The following is a 17,899-nucleotide window of genomic DNA, read 5'->3' as shown; positions in this document are numbered from 1 at the left end:
TCACCTGAAATAACGATTAAATTAATTGTGTAAGATACGAGGTATCGTATCATCACTTCGCAAAGTTAAAATTTCACAGCCTGTTTTGGTGACTAAAATAGTATGTTCCCACTGTGCTGATTTTTTACCGTCGATAGTGTACACCGTCCAGTTGTCTTCTTTATCTAATACAGTATTCGCACGACCAAGGTTGATCATCGGTTCGATAGTGAAACACATGCCTTCTTGCATTTTGGTTTTTTCATTATTTTTATAATGAACAATTTGAGGCTCTTCATGGAATTCTTTACCGATGCCGTGACCGCAGTACTCTTTGACAATACTGTAACGACCGGCTTTTTTGATGAACTTTTGAATCGTTGCACCAATTTCACCAAAAGCAACGCCCGGTTTTACTTTCTTTAACGCTAAATATAAGGCTTCTTGGGTAATCCGGCAAAGGCGTTTGTCTTCTGGCGTTACATCGCCAATCAAAAACATTTTACTGGTATCACCATGGTATCCGTCTTTAATCACGGTAATATCTATATTAACGATATCACCATCTTTTAGCGGGGTATCATCAGGAATGCCATGACAAACGACATGGTTTATTGAAGTACAGATAGACTTTGGGAATCCATGATAATTCAGTGGTGCCGAAATTGCCTGCTGAACCTTTTCGGTGTACTCCGCACAGATTTTATCTAATTCATTCGTGGTAACACCCGCTTTAACGTGGGGTTCGATCATTTCTAATACGTCAGCAGCTAATTTACCTGCTACACGCATTTTTGCTATTTCGTCTTGGTTTTTAATTGGAATTGACATTCAGCCCTCAAAATAAGCGTACTTTATGTAGTGTTTTATGACGTTGCCGATATATTTGCTCGGCACAATAAACAGTGGTGATTCTACATGTTTTTGATGAATTTCCCAATATAGAATTCGTGCAAGCATAAAAAGTTTATTAAGGGTGATAAACCTTTATTTGTGCGTGGGAATACAATACATCGGGAGCGGCGATAACAGGTCTGCAACTATTGATATTTTTAATGCGTTGCTAATTATTCTATCCTTTACTAGCTTTAAACTAATAAACAGTTGGTTTAGATGTGAGATGAAAGATAAAACAATAGAGTCAATTATAGAAATCACTCAAAATACTGATACCGATGCTTTTAGCGTGAGTATTTTATTGAGTTTGACTGAGTTAATATCGGATAGCGAAGTTGTTTTATTTGATTGTCAAAGTCATCAGTTTGGCGAAATTACGCTGGTGACTAATTCTTCACGATTAGTGGGGAATACGATTAATCATATTGAGTTAACGTCACATAGCGTTGATATTGTTAAAACACATTTGTTGGATAACGCCAATTATATTGGTGATATTTTTGTCATGAAACTCGACGAAAATTATCATCTTATTATTCCGATACTCGTCAATCGCTCTTTAATGTATGCTTTTAATATTGTGAGCCAAAAGGCAATTCATTCTGAGTTACCTGAAATTAGCGCTATTATCAAAGTATGCCAAAACTTTTATTCTATCTTATCAGTGAGTGAGCAAGATTCCCTAACAGGTTTGCTTAATCGACGTACTTATGATCAAAAACTTAACGTCCTCATCACGCGCCAAGTCAGAAATCAACAGCAAGACTTATTAAACCCTTCTCGGGAGAATTTTCGCCAAACTAAACAGAATGTAAGGCCATGGTTGGCAATTGTCGATATAGACTTTTTTAAAAGAGTAAATGACACATTTGGACATGTCTACGGTGATGAAGTGTTATTAACGTTATCTCAGTTAATGAAATCAAGCTTTAGACGCAACGACTTATTGTTTCGCTTTGGTGGTGAAGAATTTGTCATCGTCTTCGAACCAATGAAGCAGCATCAGGCGTTTCAATTACTCGAAGCCTTTCGAGTAAAAGTAGAAGCTTACCAGTTTCCGATGGTAAAGCATGTCACGATTAGTTGCGGTTTGACAGAGGTTGTTGAAAGTACTCATCCATCAACAATCTTTGAACGTGCTGATAAAGCGCTATACTACGCCAAGGGGAATGGACGTAATCAAGTGCAGTGCTATGAGGAGTTGCTCGATGACGGTATTTTGGTTGTCAATGACAAGGTCGAAGGAGATATAGAACTATTTTAATACGCGCTAGATTACAACGGATTCAGCTCACTATCTCCTCTTTAAATTGTCAATTACGCGCGCTTAATTTCCATTTTTACGGCATCGACAATTGCTTTAGACTCTTTCAAATACAAGTTATGGTTAAGTAAAACAAGATCGTCCTCTACAGCCAACAGAAGCGCTGGAATTGCTGGAGTACCAATTATCTCTTGAAGCTCTTCTACCATACCTAATGCAAACTCAGCTTCTTTTGCATACTTATCTTGTTTAAAGACTTTATTAGGGGGGGATAATTTAAATTGGCTAATAATAGTAGCAAAATCATCCATCTCCGATAAGGTATTACCTTGTTGAAAATGTTGCTTTTGGATCTCTACTAACACTGCCAATGCTTGTTCAGGGTTTTTATTACCGAGCCAAGCAAGTAAGTTGGCAGCAATGGTGGAATCAGGAGCAACCTGCTTTTGTTGATAATAGGCTTCGCTGAAACGAACCAAACTATCATCACTCACTTGAGTTAAGGTTTTACTGCCAATTTGTTCATCACCTTGATATCGCCCGCAATGAAGCAGGGTTATTGTGATTTCAGGTAACGAAGCTTTAATTTCACTGACCAATGCTGTCGCGGCGTAACTCCACGGGCAATGACTGTCATAAATAAAAAATAGCTCTGTGGTCATGGTCTTGCTTATTGATAAATGATAAAAGCGAATTTTACCTTGCTAACTGCCGAACGACTAGTCTTTAAACAAGTTTTATTTAGTAAATTAGATAAATTACTGGTTAATTTAGATTGTTTGTGGTATAAAATGCGCCGCTAAAATCCCCGTTGGTAACCAACAATTGGGACTTGGTTTAACCGATACTACTCAAGAGGGTAGTATTTTTTAATAATCTCACATACATCTAGTAACAGATATACCGGGGTGCCATGCTTTATTTAAAAGCGAATTGGGTCGTGTGTATCGGATGTATGGACGCTTAACCCCAAAAGGAAAATTATTTATGCCAAACGTATCTATGCGCGATATGCTTAAGGCCGGTGTACATTTCGGTCACAAAACTCGTTACTGGAACCCAAAAATGAAATCATACATTTTTGGTGCACGTGACAAAGTTCATATCATCAACCTAGAGCAAACTGTTCCAATGTTTAACGAAGCGTTAGCTTTCTTATCAGGTGTATCATCTAAGAAAGGTAAAGTATTGTTCGTTGGTACTAAGCGTGCAGCAAGTGATGCAGTTAAAGAAGCTGCTCTTAAGTCTGACCAATTCTTTGTAAACCACCGTTGGTTAGGTGGTATGTTGACTAACTGGAAAACAGTTCGTCAATCTATCAAGCGTTTAAAAGACTTAGAAGCTCAAAGCACTGACGGTACTTTTGAAGCGTTAACTAAAAAAGAAGCGTTAATGCGTACTCGTGAAATGGAAAAGCTTGAAAAGAGCTTAGGCGGTATCAAAAACATGGGTGGTTTACCTGATGCGTTATTTGTTATCGATGCTGATCACGAGCACATTGCGATCAAAGAAGCAAACAACTTAGGTATTCCAGTTGTTGCAGTAGTTGATACTAACTCAAACCCAGATGGTGTTGATTACATCGTACCTGGTAACGATGATGCGATTCGTGCAGTTACTTTGTATTTAGACTCAGCTGCAAATGCTGTTGTTGAAGGTCGTGAAAAGAACATCGTTGTACAAGCTGAAAAAGACGGTTTTGTAGAAGCTGAGTAATTCTCGCTATACATCTGTTTAATTTTGCTATTGCCACATTTGTTTCATACTCATGTGGCATTGTTTTTATACTAAATCTGAATTTGAGGAATTAACTCATGGCAATTACTGCTGCACAAGTTAAAGAATTACGCGAACGCACTGGCGCGGGCATGATGGATTGTAAAAAAGCACTTCAGGAAACTGATGGTGATATGGAACTTGCAATTGAAAACATGCGTAAATCAGGCCAAGCAAAAGCTGCTAAGAAAGCAGGTAACATTGCTGCTGAAGGTCAAATCATCATTAATGGTGGCGCTTTAGTTGAAGTTAACTGTCAAACTGACTTCGTTGCTAAAGATGCTAACTTCTTAGCATTTGCTAACGAAGTAGCTGATGCTGCTGCAGCGTCTAAAGCTTCTATCGAAGAGCTACAAGCACAGTTCGAAGAAAAGCGTATCGCTTTAGTTGCTAAAATTGGTGAGAACATCAATGTTCGTCGTGTTGAGTACATTGAAGGTGCAAACTTAGCTTCATACAAGCACGGCGCTAAAATTGGTGTTGTTGTTGCTGGTGAAGGCGATGCAGAAACACTTAAGCAAGTTGCTATGCACGTAGCTGCTAGTAAGCCTGAATTCATCAACCCAGAAGATGTACCTGCTGATGTTGTTGAAAAAGAAAGAGCTATCCAAGTAGAAATCGCGATGAATGAAGGTAAGCCTCAAGAAATCGCTGAAAAAATGGTTGCTGGTCGTATGAAGAAATTTACCGGTGAAATTTCTTTAACTGGTCAAGCATTCATTATCGAACCAAAAAGAACGGTAGGCGAAGTATTAAAAGAGAAAGGTGTTACTATCTCTGCTTTTTCTCGCTTAGAAGTTGGTGAAGGTATCGAGAGAAAAGAAGAAGATTTTGCTGCTGAAGTTGAAGCACAAATCGCTGCTGCAAAAGGTCAATAATTAAGCACAATGCTGCTTATGCAATGACTTTTTTCAGTTTAGACTTCCGATAGTCTACTAAACGTATTAAAATAGCCGCGGTTAATTTTGACCGCGGCTTTTTTATACCTACAGGAATGTATATTTTATGAGTACCAATCCTAAACCTACATATCGTCGAATATTATTAAAATTAAGTGGTGAAGCCTTAATGGGCTCAGAGGGATTTGGCATAGATCCTAGTATTCTTGATCGCATGGCCCAAGAAATTAAAGAACTTATTGAAATGGGCGTGCAAGTAGGCCTAGTTATCGGTGGTGGTAACTTATTTCGCGGCGCAGGATTAGCTGAAGCGGGTATGAACAGAGTGGTTGGCGATCAAATGGGCATGCTTGCCACTGTGATGAATGGTTTAGCAATGCGAGATGCTTTACATAGAGCCTTTGTTAATGCCAAATTGATGTCAGCGATTGATTTAGCCGGTGTTTGTGATACTTATAACTGGGCAGATGCTATTGGCTTGTTAAAATCAGGTCGAGTGGTTATCTTTAGTGCTGGTACAGGAAATCCGTTTTTCACTACCGATTCAGCTGCATGTCTTCGTGGTATTGAGATTGAAGCTGATGCGGTATTAAAAGCCACTAAAGTTGACGGTATTTATTCTGCCGACCCAGTAGCCAACCCAGATGCAGAACTATATACTCACTTAACATACCAAGCAGTATTAGAAAAAGAATTAAAAGTTATGGACCTTGCTGCATTTACGCTGGCGCGTGACCATAACATGCCAATTAGAGTATTCAATATGAATAAACCTGGCGCATTGAAAGCGGTGATCATGGGAGAAGATGAAGGTACGACCATAGATCATGCAGAGAACTTAGAGTAAACAGCGATAGTTGTAAGGAATTTAAACTGTGATTGATGATATTAAAAAGAACGCAAAAGAACGAATGGCAAAAAGCATTGATGCGTTTAAGGTTAATTTAAATAAAGTAAGAACTGGTCGCGCCCATGTATCTCTACTGGATAACATTACGGTAGAGTATTACGGAACCGATACCCCGTTGAACCAAGTGGGTAATGTTTCGATTCCTGATGCGCGTACTATTGCCGTTACTGTCTTCGATAAAAGTATGATTTCAGCAGTAGAAAAAGCGATTTTAGCTTCAGATCTTGGTTTAAATCCTTCTTCGCAAGGTACGTTGATTCGTATTCCTTTGCCTCCGTTAACGGAAGAGCGACGCAAAGATTTAGTTAAAGTGGTAAAAGGCGAAGGCGAGGGTGCTAAAGTCGCTATTCGTAATATTCGTCGAGATGCGAATTCAGACATTAAGTCACTGAATAAAGACAAAGAAATTAGTGATGATGAAATGCATCAAGCCGAAGATGAAATTCAAAAAATTACTGATACTTTCGTTAAGCAAGTCGATTCGATTCTTGCTGATAAAGAAGCTGAACTAATGGAAATTTAATCAGTAAACTTTATTTAAACGCTGTAGTTTTATACTAACGAACTACAGCGTTTTTGTATGCTGAATCGCTTAAAACGGAGTCATTTTGGAAACAACACAAGCGCCCAATAGTGAATTAGCCAACTTACCTAAGCACGTCGCTATTATTATGGATGGCAACGGACGTTGGGCACAGTTGCGCGGTAAAAAGCGAGTGGTTGGCCATAAGAACGGTGTCGAATCGGTTCGTGCTGTCGTATCTACCGCTCGTAAACAAGGAGTGAAGGCGTTAACACTTTTTGCTTTTAGTAGTGAAAATTGGCAACGACCTGAAAGTGAAGTTAGCGTGCTAATGGATCTTTTTATGTTTGTCTTGACTCGCGAAGTAAAAAAATTACATAAGAATAACATCCGTTTTCAAGTTATTGGCGATGTCAGTCGTTTTTCAGCGAAATTACAAAAAATGATAAGAGAAGCTGAACAACTAACCGCTGACAATAATGCTATGGTGTTATCAATTGCTGCCAATTATGGTGGTCGTTGGGATATCGCTAACGCGGCAAAAACGCTTGCTAAAAAAGTCATTTCTGGTGAAATGGATGTGGATAGTATTGATGAAGAAATCATGGCTGAGCATATTTGCTTAGCGCAACTACCCGAACTCGACTTGTTAATTAGGACAGGTGGCGATTACCGCATCAGTAATTTTTTGTTGTGGCAAGCAGCATATGCTGAACTGTATTTTACTGATACACTTTGGCCAGATTTTAAAGAGAATGAAATTTTAGCAGCATTAGCATGCTATGACAGGCGTGAACGTCGTTTTGGTTTAACAGGCGAACAAATTAAAACGAGTGAATAATAACGAATAGAAAAGGGTCATCGTTTGTTAAAACAAAGAATTTTAACTGCTGTAATACTTGCGCCTTTAGCAATTTCAGCAATATTTTATTTACCACTAGCCAACTTTGCTTCACTTATTATGGCAATAATGGCAATAGGTGCTTGGGAGTGGGGCCCACTGATGGGCTTTGACAATAATCGACGTCGTATCGCATTTGTTGGTGCAACCATTGGGCTCATTAGCTTATTATGGATGCAGTTACCGCTTGAAAAACTATGGCTATCGCCTCATGAATTGCATCAAGAAGCCATTTATGTTTTATGGCTTGCGGTTGGCTGGTGGGTATTATCCGCAACATTGACCTTTTTGTATCCTCGTTGCAGTACATTTTGGTCAAGTCATCGTTCAGTAAGAGGTGTTTTCGGTTGGTTAACATTAGTGCCAACTTGGCTTGCTTTTATGGTGATCCGCACGAATGACTATCAAGCGGACCCTTATCATGGTGCTCAGTTAATCATGTTCTTATTTTTAATGGTTTGGAGTGCTGATATTGGTGCCTATTTCGTCGGTAAAGCTATTGGTAGGCGAAAATTGATGCCCAATGTCAGTCCAGGTAAAACCATTGAAGGGTATTTAGGTGGAGTACTGTTTTCTTGTTGTTTGATCTCCATCGCTGGCTATATGCTTGACTGGCAACAACATCAATTTATTTTAGTGTTATTTGTTACCGTCCTAATCACAACGATTTCGGTGTTAGGGGATTTAAACGAGAGTATGTTTAAACGTCAAGCCGGTATTAAAGACAGCGGTACAATATTGCCAGGTCATGGTGGTATTCTTGATAGGATTGATAGCTTAACGGCAACAGCACCTGTCTTTGCGCTGTGTTACGCATTAATTGGCTGGTAATTGAATGAAGCGTAATTTATGTATTTTAGGTGCAACAGGTTCCATTGGGCTTAATACCTTAGATGTCGTGCGTAGACACCCTGAGCGGTTCAATGTCGTCAGTTTGTCGGCTAACACAAGTGTCGACACTATGCTTGAGCTTTGTCTAGAGTTTCAACCTAAGCAGGTTGTGATGGTATCCCCATCACATGCTGATCAGTTAGCACAAACATTAATTGAAAAAGGTGTTGAAAACATCAACGTGTTATCAGGTGAGCAAGCGTTGATAACATTAGCCGAGGATCATAGTGTTGATACGGTTATGGCGGCGATTGTTGGTGCTTCTGGTTTGTTACCAACACTCGCTGCGGTTAAGCAAGGCAAAAGAGTATTACTAGCCAATAAAGAAGCCTTGGTGACATCAGGCGCTATCTTTATCGAAGCTGTTAAGAGCTCGGGTGCAGAGTTACTACCGATCGATAGTGAGCACAATGCAATTTTTCAATGTTTACCAAGTTCAGCACAACAACGAAGCTCTGAAGCCAATCTGGCGGGTTCGGGTATCAGTAAAATATTATTGACTGGCTCTGGTGGTCCTTTTCGAACATTGCCGCTCGACGAACTCGAGCATGTGACACCGGCACAAGCTTGCGCACACCCTAATTGGGATATGGGAAATAAAATCTCAGTAGACTCAGCAACAATGATGAATAAAGGTCTAGAGTTTATCGAAGCTCGTTGGTTGTTTAACCTTACCCCTCAAGATATTCAGGTAGTATTGCACCCACAAAGTACGATTCATTCCATGGTGCAATATAAAGATGGTTCGGTCATTGCACAAATGGGTAACCCTGATATGCGTACACCAATTGCCCATGCCCTTGCTTACCCAGATAGAATTGATGCTGGTGTTGAACCCCTTGATTTTTTTAATACGAAACCTTTTGAATTTTCAGACGTTGATTATCAACGTTACCCTAACCTTAAACTGGCGATAGAGGCGTGTGAAATAGGTCAATCAGCGTGCACAGCGCTAAATGCCAGTAACGAAGTAGCAGTTGATGCTTTTTTAAACGAATCGATAAAATTTACCGATATTGCAAAAATAAATGAAACTTCTGTGAAAAATTTTGTCTCAGAAAAGGTGAATAATATTGAAGATGTACTTCGGGTTGATAAAAATGCAAGAGAATATGCATTAAAAATAGTCAATCAAATTATTAATGAGAAGGTGGGTAGTAATTAAATGATGGAGTTTTTGTGGAATTTATCCTCATTTATTATCGCGTTGGGCATTCTCATTACCGTTCATGAATATGGACATTATTGGGTTGCCAAGAAAAACGGTGTTAAGGTTGAGCGCTTTTCTATTGGCTTTGGCCAGCCGTTATGGCGTAAAGTAGACCGTCATGGTACAGAGTTTGTCATTGCGCTTATTCCACTCGGTGGCTACGTCAAGATGCTCGATGAACGGATCGACAACGTTTCTGAACAAGATAAGCCAAATGCATTTAATAATAAATCGGTTTACCAACGTATCGCCGTCGTTGCTGCAGGACCCTTAGCGAACTTTATTTTCGCAATACTATGCTTTTATTTGATGTTTTTGTTAGGGGTTCCAAGTGTAAAACCTATTGTTGGTGATATTCTGCCTAATTCAATTGCCGCGCAAACAGCAATGACAGAACAATCAGAAATCATTGCGGTCGGGGAAGAGCCAACTCAAGATTGGAATGAAGTTAATTTGGCGCTGGTGAGATATATAGGTGACCCAGAGATAACCCTGACTTATAAGAGTATTGACAGTGCATCGCCTAGGACGGTGACGTTAGATACAAAAGAGTGGCAGTACCGACCGGATCAAATATCAGCATATGAAAGTCTAGGCTTCATTCCGTTTCAAGCGGCGAGAACGAATGAGGTAGCCCTAGTCGGCAAAGGTTCGGCTGCTGAGCGTTATGATATTCGCGTCGGAGATAAATTAATCGCGATTAATGGACAATCTATCAATAATGACTGGGATATATTTTCAAAGCAAATTAAAACATTTCCTGAACAAGAAGTTTTAGTAACGATAGAAAGAGCAGGACAAGCGTTATCGCTAGCAGTAGTGCCTAACGCGGTAGAACGTGATGGTAAAAAAATAGGCTTTATTGGTATTGCACCGAAAGTAGAACCTTATCCTGAGGAATATTTAATAGACCTTGCTTATGGTCCGATTGCTGCCATTGGAAAAAGTTTGGATAAAACATGGGATCTTATTACCTTAAGTTTTGATATGATCGGCAAATTACTCACAGGCGATGTGTCGGTTAAAAATCTTAGTGGGCCAATAGGAATAGCTCAAGGAGCAGGAGCTCATGCAGGCTTTGGTTTTGTCTATTTTTTAGGCTTTTTAGCGTTAATTAGTATTAATTTAGGCATTATTAATATTTTACCGGTCCCAGTACTTGATGGTGGCCATTTAGTTTATTACCTTATAGAGCTTTTCACCGGTAAGCCGGTACCTGAAAAAGTTCAGGAAATGGGCTTTAAGTTTGGTACAATCCTGCTACTAGGATTGATGGGACTTGCACTAATGAACGACTTTTCTCGTTTATAAAAGAAATAAGAAGTATAAAGTAACTATTATATGATGATTAAAAAATTAGCCCTTGCGGTGTTATTAGGTGCGTTAGGTACTTCGGCTCAAGCTGCCGAAGAGTTTACCGTTGAAGATATTCAAGTTAAAGGCCTACAAAGGGTAGCATTAGGAGCAGCGTTAACCCATATTCCTTTTAATATAGGCGATACGTTAAATGAATTCAGGATTTCTCAAGCGATCAAGACGTTGTATCGTTCAGGACATTTCAATGATATCGTCGTGTCACGTGACGGCAACCGTGTCATATTTCGTGTTAAAGAGCGAGAAACGATTAGTGAGATCACTTTTGAAGGCAATAGCGATTTAAAAGATGAACAATTACAAGAAAGTCTTGATGGCAGTGATATTCGCGTAGGTGAAACTCTCGATAAAACGGTTATCGCTGGACTTGAAGCGGGTCTTGAAGATTTCTACCACAGTGTTGGTAAGTACAACGCCGATGTTAAAGCTGAAATTACCTACTTGCCAAGAAATCGCGTTGATTTGAAATTGGTTTTTAGCGAAGGTGATGCCGCAGCGATTCAGCAAATTAATATTGTTGGTAACGAAGTATTTTCAGATGAAGAGCTTCTTGACAATATCGAGCTCACTTACGATTCGCCGTGGTGGGATTTCATGGCGCAAGACCGCTATCAAAAACAAACTCTTCAAGGGGATATGGAAACCATTGAAAGTTATTACCTTGATCGTGGTTATTTAAAATACAAAGTGGATTCGACACAGGTGTCTATGACGCCGGATAAAAAGTCGGTATATATCACCTTAAATGTCACTGAAGGTGAGCAATACACCATTAGCGATATTGAATTTATCGGCGATATGGCGGGTTTTGAAAAAACCATCAAAGCGATTTCTCCACTTCGAGCTGACACTTTATATAATGGTGCCGTGGTAACTTATACTGAAGAAACCATTAGTAAATTTTTAGGTCGATTTGGTTATGCTTACCCTAAGGTGACCACCATTCCTGAAATTAATGAAGAAGATAAGACTGTTAAGTTATCGGTGTCTATCGACCCGGGCAAACGAATTTATGTTAACCGCATTAACTTTAAAGGACATCATGTCACGTCAGATGAAGTCCTCAGACGTGAAATGCGTCAAATGGAAGGTGCGTGGTTATCGAATAGTCTTGTTGAGGGCTCGAAAGCTTGGTTATCAAGGTTACCTTATTTAGAAACAGTGGAGTTTGAAACCAAACCCGTGGCTGACCAAGATGATTTGGTCGATGTCGAGTTTCAGGTGAAAGAGCAACCATCGGGATCATTTACTGCCGGTATTGGATATGGCTCAACAACTAAGTTAAGTTTAAATGCAGGTATTCAACAGAATAACTTCTTGGGTACGGGTAATCGCTTAGCGTTTAATGTCAACACGATTAGTTATTCTCGTAGTGTCAGTGTTTCCTATACTGACCCTTATTTTACTAAAGATGCTGTTTCTCTTGGCGGGCAAATTTATTACAACGAGTTTGACGCCGGTAGTGCTAACTTAGTTGAGTATAATAATAAAACTTATGGATTAGGCGTTAATTTTGGTTTCCCTATTAATGAGTATTTACGACTTAATTTCGGAATAGGTTATAAGAACAACGGTATTACCCGTTTACAAACCTACGAACAGATTCAACGTTTTTATGAGTTATATTCTGACCCTGATAACCCTGATGGTGGTCTAGAATTTGAAACGTTTGATATCTCTGCGGCGATTTCGAGAACAACGTTGAACCGAGGTACATTCCCGACAGCAGGTTCACAGCAAACTTTCACGTATAAGATGACAACGCCTAATTCTGACGTTAATTACTTTAAAGTGAATTTGGATACCAAATGGTATTTCCCGTTAACCCGAGATATGAAGTGGAGCGTGTTAACGCGCTTACAACTTGGCTATGGTAATGGTTACGGTACTTACAATGATAATGACCAGATTTTACCGTTCTGGGAAAATTTTAGAGCAGGTGGTTCAGATACTTTACGTGGCTTTGAAAACAACACCGTTGGCCCTCGTGCTATTTTTAGAACCCCAACGCTAGTCGGTGAAACCTGTTGTTTAGGACCTGATCATGATGTGATTACGCCGTCACCTCGCTCGGTTGGTGGTAATGCAATCGCATTAGCGGGTATTGAATTAATAGTACCAACACCATTCCTTGACGAAGGATTTGCCAATAGTGTTAGAACCAGCTTATTTGTCGATGCGGGCAATGTTTGGGATACAGAGTTTCAGTTAAGTGACTATCAAGACTTAGCGATTAATCAATTAGATAAAATCGCCGATTATTCTGCTATTGATAGGTATAGAGCTTCAGCTGGCTTATCTGTACAATGGTTATCGCCGATGGGGCCGATGATATTTAGTTTTGCTAAGTCGTTAAAAGAAGAAGAAGGGGATGATACTAAATTCTTTAGTTTTAATATTGGCCAAACCTTTTAATTTAACAACTGATCCCAATATCAACAACAATGATCAGAATGAATACATGTAGGAGAAAACTTTGAAAAAATTAGTTAAATCAATTGCTATAGCAACAATCGCTTCAGGTGCGTTATTATCGAGTGCTGCTATGGCTGCGGACCAAAAGATTGGCGTGGTAAACTTTCAAGAAGTTATGGGTAAAATCCCTCAAACTGCTGCGATTATGCAGGAGTTAGAAGCAGAATTTAAAGACGACAGAGCCGTTGTTGCTCAGTTAGAAAAAGATATTCAGTATTATCAAGAAAAGAAAAAGCGTGATGGCGCGTTAATGAGTGAAAAAGAAAAGCAAGATCTTGATAAGAAAATGGCGGAATTGTTTCAAGAATATCAAGAGAAAGGTAAAGCATTGCAGCAAAAAGCAGGTGCTCGTCAAAACGAAGAGCAAAACAAACTGGTTGCTTTAGTACGTCAAGCGATTGATGGTGTTGCAGCCAAAGGTAAATTTGACCTTATTCTTCAACAACAAGCGGTAGCGTTTTCAAAACCAGATGCCAATATCACTGACCAAGTGATTGAGCAAGTTAGCAAACTTAAGTAATAATTTTCGTTAAGCTACGATTTATTCATTGTAACCTACTTAAGTAGCAGGTGTTGTCTATACTATTAGGCAACACCTGCTTTAAGCATTGTTGAGACAAAGTTGCTAAGAATAATGTGGCTTTGTAAAACAACTTTATATTAATAGGTTATTATGACTCATACTCTTGACGCGATAGCTGATCATATTGGCGCCAAAGTTCATGGTGATGGCTCCATTATAATAGAAGCTCTAGCAACGTTATCTTCAGCCAATGCGCATCAGATCGCATTCTTGTCTAATAAAAAATACCGTAACCAACTTGCTAAAACTAATGCTGGAGCGGTCATCCTCAGTGAAGATTGCTTAGTAGACTGTCCAACTAATGCTTTAGTAATGAACAATCCTTACATTGGTTACGCAATGGTTGCACAATTACTCGACTCAACGCCAAAACCAGCGACAGGTATACATCCTACTGCGGTAATCGCACCGAGCGTTTCGTTGGGCAGTAACGTTAGTGTTGGCGCAAATGCTGTTATTGAAGCTGACGCGACCCTTGCCGATAATGTCACCATAGGGCCGGGATGTTATATCGGTCAAGGAACCACAATAGGCAAAGATACTGCCATGTGGGCTAATGTGAGTGTTTATCATAATGTTGTGATAGGAGAGCGTTGTTTAATTCAGGCTAATACCGTGATTGGCTCCGATGGCTTTGGTTATGCTAACAATCAGGGCAAGTGGGTTAAAATCCCTCAGCTTGGCCGTGTCATTATCGGTAACGATGTGGAAATAGGTGCCAGTACGACTATCGATCGCGGTGCCATTGAAGATACGGTTATTCATGATAATGTTATTTTAGATAATCAAATACAAATTGCTCATAACGTTGAGATCGGAACAGGTACAGCGATGGCGGCGTGTAGCGTAATTGCTGGTAGTAGTAAACTGGGTGAAAACTGTACCGTTGCTGGTTTGGTTGGTATTAATGGTCATATTGATGTCACCGATAACTGTATGTTTACGGGCATGGCAATGGTGACTAAATCGATTACTGAGCCAGGCGTTTATTCTTCGGGCATGCCTTGTGCACCCAACAATGAATGGAATAAAACTAACGCTAGGGTTAGGAAATTAGATAAGGTTAATGGTAAAATAAAGGCGCTTGAACAAGCACTTAATGAAGTCAAAGTGCAATTGGGCAAATAACTATCGATTTATTAAGGAAAGACAATTGGATCAGCAAAAAAATGTTATTGGTGTTGAAGAAATCCAAAAATTGATACCACACCGTTATCCGATGTTGTTGGTTGATCGAGTTTTAGATTATCAACCGGGTAAAACGCTCCACGCGATAAAAAATGTAACGATTAATGAGCCTATTTTTACGGGGCATTTTCCGGAACTAGCGATATTCCCTGGCGTACTAATTTTAGAAAGTTTGGCGCAAGCTACAGGGATTTTGGGCTTTAAAACGGCAGAGGGACGAGAAGAAGATGAGATGTACTTATTTGCTTCGATTGATAATGCCAAATTTAAACAACCTGTAGTGCCAGGAGATACCATGCACCTTCATGTAGAGTTCATAAAAGAACGCAGAAACATGTGGAAGTTTTATGGTGAAGCGAAAGTAGACGGAAAAGTCGTTTGCTCTGCTGATCTTATGTGTGCACGCCGTAAACTATAGTAGAGGTTATTAAATTGATTCACGAGCAAGCGATAATTGAATCTGGTGCCGTCATCGGTAAAAATGTAACAATTGGCCCTTGGACCTATGTAGGCAAAGATGTCACTATCGGTGATGATTGTCACATTAGTTCGCATGTGGTGATTAATGGCCCTACTACCTTAGGAAAAGGTAATCGCATTTTTCAGTTTGCTTCAATTGGTGAAGAGTGTCAGGATTTAAAGTACGCAGGTGAGCCAACAGAGCTGGTTATCGGTGATAATAACACTTTCAGAGAGTGCTGCACTGTTCATCGAGGCACGATTCAAGATAATGGGCTAACACAAATCGGTTCGAATAATTTGTTTATGGCCTATACCCACGTTGCTCATGATTGCGTTGTTGGCAATCATTGCATTATGGCCAACAACGCCTCAATAGCGGGCCATGTTCATGTCGGAGATTATGCGATATTAGGCGGTATGAGTGGCGTACATCAATTCTGTCATATCGGTGCCCATAGCTTTGTTGCCGCAAATAGCCTTGTCCTTAAAGACATTCCTCCTTTTGTCATGGCGTCAGGTGATGGTGCTAAACCATTTGGTTTGAACAGTGAGGGACTCAAACGCCGAGGCTTTACTGCTGAAACTATCAGCGCAATCAAGAAAGCTTACCGATACACATATCGACAAGGGCTAACCGTTGACGAAGCGGTTGCAAAAATTAAACAAGAGTTTTCTGGCGTAGCTGATGCAACGCTGTTTGCTGAATTTATTGAGTCTTCTCGTCGCGGTATAATCCGTTAATATACTCTATGATTAAACAAGAGGTTGGCGTGGAAGATAAGGCCACACGTACTTTTGCTATTGTTGTTGGAGAGCACTCTGGTGATACGCTAGGTGCAGGGCTAATGACTGAGTTAGCCAAAAAATATCCAAGTTGTCGTTTTATAGGCATTGGTGGTCCTAAAATGATTGCTCAGGGATTTGAGAGCCTATTTGCAATGGAAGAACTGGCGGTGATGGGCCTAGTCGAAGTGCTAGGGCGTATTAGGCGCTTATTAGCGGTACGACGCGAGCTAGTTGAATATTTTAGCGACAACCAACCGGATGTTTTTATAGGAATAGATGCACCAGATTTTAATATAGGCTTAGAGCGTCGCTTAAAGGATAACGGCATAAAAACAGTACATTATGTTAGTCCATCCGTTTGGGCGTGGCGTGAAAAACGAGTTTTTAAGATTGCCAAAGCAACGGATATGGTCTTGTCATTACTTCCTTTTGAAAAACAGTTTTATGATAAACATAACATACCTTGTCGATTTGTTGGTCACCCGTTAGCAGATGACATTCCGCTAGAGTCGAGCAAGCAAGAAGCTCGAAAAACACTGACCCTAGATGAAAACAAAAAAATTGTAGCGTTAATGCCTGGCAGTCGCTCAGGTGAACTATCACGGTTAGTAGAGCCATTTTTGCTGTCAGCAAAAATATTGATAGCGCAAGAGCAGAACATTGAATTTGTTGTACCTATGGTCAGTGAGAAAAGAGCGCAGCAATTTAGTCGCTTAGCCGAGCAATGTGCACCGAATCTTCCTTTAAAAATTTTTGTTGGTAAAACGCAAGAAGTCATGGCCGCAAGTGATTGCCTGTTGACCGCATCAGGTACTGTTACGCTTGAGGCTGCCTTGATTAAAAGACCGATGGTAATTTGTTATCGTTTTAATTTACTTACCTATTGGTTAGCAAAATGGTTGGTTAAGTTACAGTGGTTTTCTTTACCTAACTTATTAGCCAATAAAGCGTTGGTTCCAGAGCTATTGCAAGACGAAGTGATTCCAGAGCGCATTGTTCCATTAGTCACTCAGCGCCTTAACCAGCCACAACAGGAACTTATTGATGCGTTTACTAATATTCACCATCAACTTAAACAAAATGCAAGCTATCAAGCCGCTCAAGCGATTGATGAGCTGATAAAATAGTATGAGCAAAACCAATAAAGCATTGCCACCTTTTGAATACCCTATTGCTTACTGCATCGCTGGTGTTGATGAAGTCGGTCGAGGCCCTTTGGTGGGGGATGTCGTGACAGCTGCCGTTGTGCTTGATATTGATAATCCAATAGAAGGCTTAGCGGATTCTAAAAAACTATCAGAAAAAAAACGCCTTGCTTTGTATGATGAGATCACCGAAAAAGCAGTAGCTTATGCGATAGGTAGAGCATCACCTGAAGAGATAGATACTTTAAATATTCTTCACGCAACGATGCTTGCAATGCAACGTGCGGTAGAAGGGTTAACGGTCACGCCTGATTATGTCTTGGTTGATGGTAACAGAAGTCCTACATTTGCCACTCCCCAGGGGATTATACCTAGCCAGTCCGTGGTAAAAGGTGATGGACGTGTAGCAGAAATTAGTGCCGCGTCAATTTTGGCTAAAGTCGTTAGAGATAACGAGATGTTGACGTTAGATCAACAGTATCCTGAATATGGATTTGCCAGTCATAAGGGATATCCAACAAAATTGCATTTGGAAAAGATCTCGGAATATGGTGTACTCGATTGCTATCGTAAAAGTTTTAAACCGGTGGCTTCTATTTTAGTGCAAGAAAAGTGAGCGCAGGCCAAGTGAAAATA

Annotated in this window: 18 protein-coding genes; 16 read left to right on the top strand and 2 right to left on the bottom strand. The window is 40.0% G+C overall.

The annotated features are described in order from the left end of the window. Positions 1–21: 21 nt before the first annotated feature. Positions 22–810, bottom strand: a complete 789-nt coding sequence (gene map / locus ACSLUH_RS02945; RefSeq protein ID WP_448564421.1) for a type I methionyl aminopeptidase — start codon at positions 808–810, stop codon at positions 22–24. A gap of 289 nt (positions 811–1,099) precedes the next feature. Between map and ACSLUH_RS02940 the strand changes: the two genes are divergently transcribed. Next, a complete protein-coding gene (locus ACSLUH_RS02940; protein WP_448564419.1) occupies positions 1,100–2,140 on the top strand; it encodes a GGDEF domain-containing protein in 1,041 nt (346 codons plus the stop codon). A 53-nt stretch (positions 2,141–2,193) separates the two neighbouring features. Here ACSLUH_RS02940 and ACSLUH_RS02935 read toward each other — a convergent pair whose 3' ends face one another. Beyond that, positions 2,194–2,802, bottom strand: a complete 609-nt coding sequence (locus tag ACSLUH_RS02935; protein WP_448564417.1) for a hypothetical protein — start codon at positions 2,800–2,802, stop codon at positions 2,194–2,196. A 325-nt stretch (positions 2,803–3,127) separates the two neighbouring features. Between ACSLUH_RS02935 and rpsB the strand changes: the two genes are divergently transcribed. The 15 genes from rpsB (at position 3,128) to rnhB (ending at position 17,879) form a co-directional block, all read left to right on the top strand. Then, a complete protein-coding gene (gene rpsB / locus ACSLUH_RS02930) occupies positions 3,128–3,856 on the top strand; it encodes a 30S ribosomal protein S2 (RefSeq protein ID WP_448564415.1) in 729 nt (242 codons plus the stop codon). 98 nt (positions 3,857–3,954) lie between these two features. Continuing rightward, a complete protein-coding gene (gene tsf / locus ACSLUH_RS02925; RefSeq protein ID WP_448564413.1) occupies positions 3,955–4,794 on the top strand; it encodes a translation elongation factor Ts in 840 nt (279 codons plus the stop codon). Positions 4,795–4,921: 127 nt separating this feature from the next. Further along, the gene (gene pyrH, locus ACSLUH_RS02920; protein ID WP_448564411.1) at positions 4,922–5,662 is read left to right on the top strand and encodes a UMP kinase; all 741 of its coding nucleotides are present in this window, start codon (positions 4,922–4,924) and stop codon (positions 5,660–5,662) included. Between the two features lie 64 nt (positions 5,663–5,726). Further along, positions 5,727–6,248, top strand: coding sequence for a ribosome recycling factor (gene frr / locus ACSLUH_RS02915; protein WP_448564676.1), 522 nt, complete (start codon positions 5,727–5,729; stop codon positions 6,246–6,248). 85 nt (positions 6,249–6,333) lie between these two features. Continuing rightward, entirely contained in the window at positions 6,334–7,089 is a 756-nt protein-coding gene (uppS, locus tag ACSLUH_RS02910) for a polyprenyl diphosphate synthase (protein ID WP_448564409.1), read from the top strand. Between the two features lie 24 nt (positions 7,090–7,113). Next, positions 7,114–7,980, top strand: coding sequence for a phosphatidate cytidylyltransferase (locus tag ACSLUH_RS02905; RefSeq protein WP_448564407.1), 867 nt, complete (start codon positions 7,114–7,116; stop codon positions 7,978–7,980). A 4-nt stretch (positions 7,981–7,984) separates the two neighbouring features. Beyond that, positions 7,985–9,205, top strand: coding sequence for a 1-deoxy-D-xylulose-5-phosphate reductoisomerase (gene ispC, locus ACSLUH_RS02900; protein ID WP_448564405.1), 1,221 nt, complete (start codon positions 7,985–7,987; stop codon positions 9,203–9,205). After that, entirely contained in the window at positions 9,206–10,561 is a 1,356-nt protein-coding gene (rseP, locus tag ACSLUH_RS02895; protein ID WP_448564403.1) for a sigma E protease regulator RseP, read from the top strand. A 30-nt stretch (positions 10,562–10,591) separates the two neighbouring features. Further along, on the top strand, positions 10,592–13,039 hold the full coding sequence (bamA, locus tag ACSLUH_RS02890; protein ID WP_448564401.1) for an outer membrane protein assembly factor BamA: 2,448 nt from the start codon (positions 10,592–10,594) through the stop codon (positions 13,037–13,039). Between the two features lie 61 nt (positions 13,040–13,100). Beyond that, positions 13,101–13,619 carry an OmpH/Skp family outer membrane protein gene (locus tag ACSLUH_RS02885; RefSeq protein ID WP_448564399.1) on the top strand — a complete coding sequence of 173 codons (519 nt, stop codon included), beginning with the start codon at positions 13,101–13,103 and terminating at the stop codon, positions 13,617–13,619. 153 nt (positions 13,620–13,772) lie between these two features. After that, entirely contained in the window at positions 13,773–14,810 is a 1,038-nt protein-coding gene (gene lpxD, locus ACSLUH_RS02880; RefSeq protein WP_448564397.1) for a UDP-3-O-(3-hydroxymyristoyl)glucosamine N-acyltransferase, read from the top strand. 25 nt (positions 14,811–14,835) lie between these two features. Then, complete coding sequence (gene fabZ, locus ACSLUH_RS02875; protein ID WP_448564395.1) at positions 14,836–15,288, top strand: 3-hydroxyacyl-ACP dehydratase FabZ; 453 nt, start codon at positions 14,836–14,838, stop codon at positions 15,286–15,288. A gap of 14 nt (positions 15,289–15,302) precedes the next feature. Continuing rightward, positions 15,303–16,073: an acyl-ACP--UDP-N-acetylglucosamine O-acyltransferase gene (gene lpxA, locus ACSLUH_RS02870; RefSeq protein WP_448564393.1), complete on the top strand. Its 771-nt coding sequence runs from the start codon at positions 15,303–15,305 to the stop codon at positions 16,071–16,073. 29 nt (positions 16,074–16,102) lie between these two features. Continuing rightward, positions 16,103–17,245, top strand: coding sequence for a lipid-A-disaccharide synthase (gene lpxB, locus ACSLUH_RS02865; protein ID WP_448564674.1), 1,143 nt, complete (start codon positions 16,103–16,105; stop codon positions 17,243–17,245). A gap of 1 nt (position 17,246) precedes the next feature. Beyond that, a complete protein-coding gene (rnhB, locus tag ACSLUH_RS02860; protein WP_448564391.1) occupies positions 17,247–17,879 on the top strand; it encodes a ribonuclease HII in 633 nt (210 codons plus the stop codon). Positions 17,880–17,899: the final 20 nt, after the last annotated feature.

The organism is Thalassotalea ganghwensis (assembly GCF_053485795.1).
This window is presented reverse-complemented; position numbering and strand designations above follow the sequence as displayed.

What these genes read in the sequence shown, in the direction of transcription:
- ispC (WP_448564405.1), top strand. Translation starts at nt 7,985, where the DNA reads ATGAAGCGTAATTTATGTATTTTAGGTGCAACAGGTTCCATTGGGCTT.
- pyrH (WP_448564411.1), top strand. Translation starts at nt 4,922, where the DNA reads ATGAGTACCAATCCTAAACCTACATATCGTCGAATATTATTAAAATTA.
- frr (WP_448564676.1), top strand. Translation starts at nt 5,727, where the DNA reads ATGGCAAAAAGCATTGATGCGTTTAAGGTTAATTTAAATAAAGTAAGA.
- map (WP_448564421.1), bottom strand. Translation starts at nt 810, where the DNA reads ATGTCAATTCCAATTAAAAACCAAGACGAAATAGCAAAAATGCGTGTA.
- rnhB (WP_448564391.1), top strand. Translation starts at nt 17,247, where the DNA reads ATGAGCAAAACCAATAAAGCATTGCCACCTTTTGAATACCCTATTGCT.
- tsf (WP_448564413.1), top strand. Translation starts at nt 3,955, where the DNA reads ATGGCAATTACTGCTGCACAAGTTAAAGAATTACGCGAACGCACTGGC.
- bamA (WP_448564401.1), top strand. Translation starts at nt 10,592, where the DNA reads ATGATGATTAAAAAATTAGCCCTTGCGGTGTTATTAGGTGCGTTAGGT.
- ACSLUH_RS02935 (WP_448564417.1), bottom strand. Translation starts at nt 2,802, where the DNA reads ATGACCACAGAGCTATTTTTTATTTATGACAGTCATTGCCCGTGGAGT.
- rpsB (WP_448564415.1), top strand. Translation starts at nt 3,128, where the DNA reads ATGCCAAACGTATCTATGCGCGATATGCTTAAGGCCGGTGTACATTTC.
- ACSLUH_RS02940 (WP_448564419.1), top strand. Translation starts at nt 1,100, where the DNA reads ATGAAAGATAAAACAATAGAGTCAATTATAGAAATCACTCAAAATACT.
- rseP (WP_448564403.1), top strand. Translation starts at nt 9,206, where the DNA reads ATGATGGAGTTTTTGTGGAATTTATCCTCATTTATTATCGCGTTGGGC.
- lpxD (WP_448564397.1), top strand. Translation starts at nt 13,773, where the DNA reads ATGACTCATACTCTTGACGCGATAGCTGATCATATTGGCGCCAAAGTT.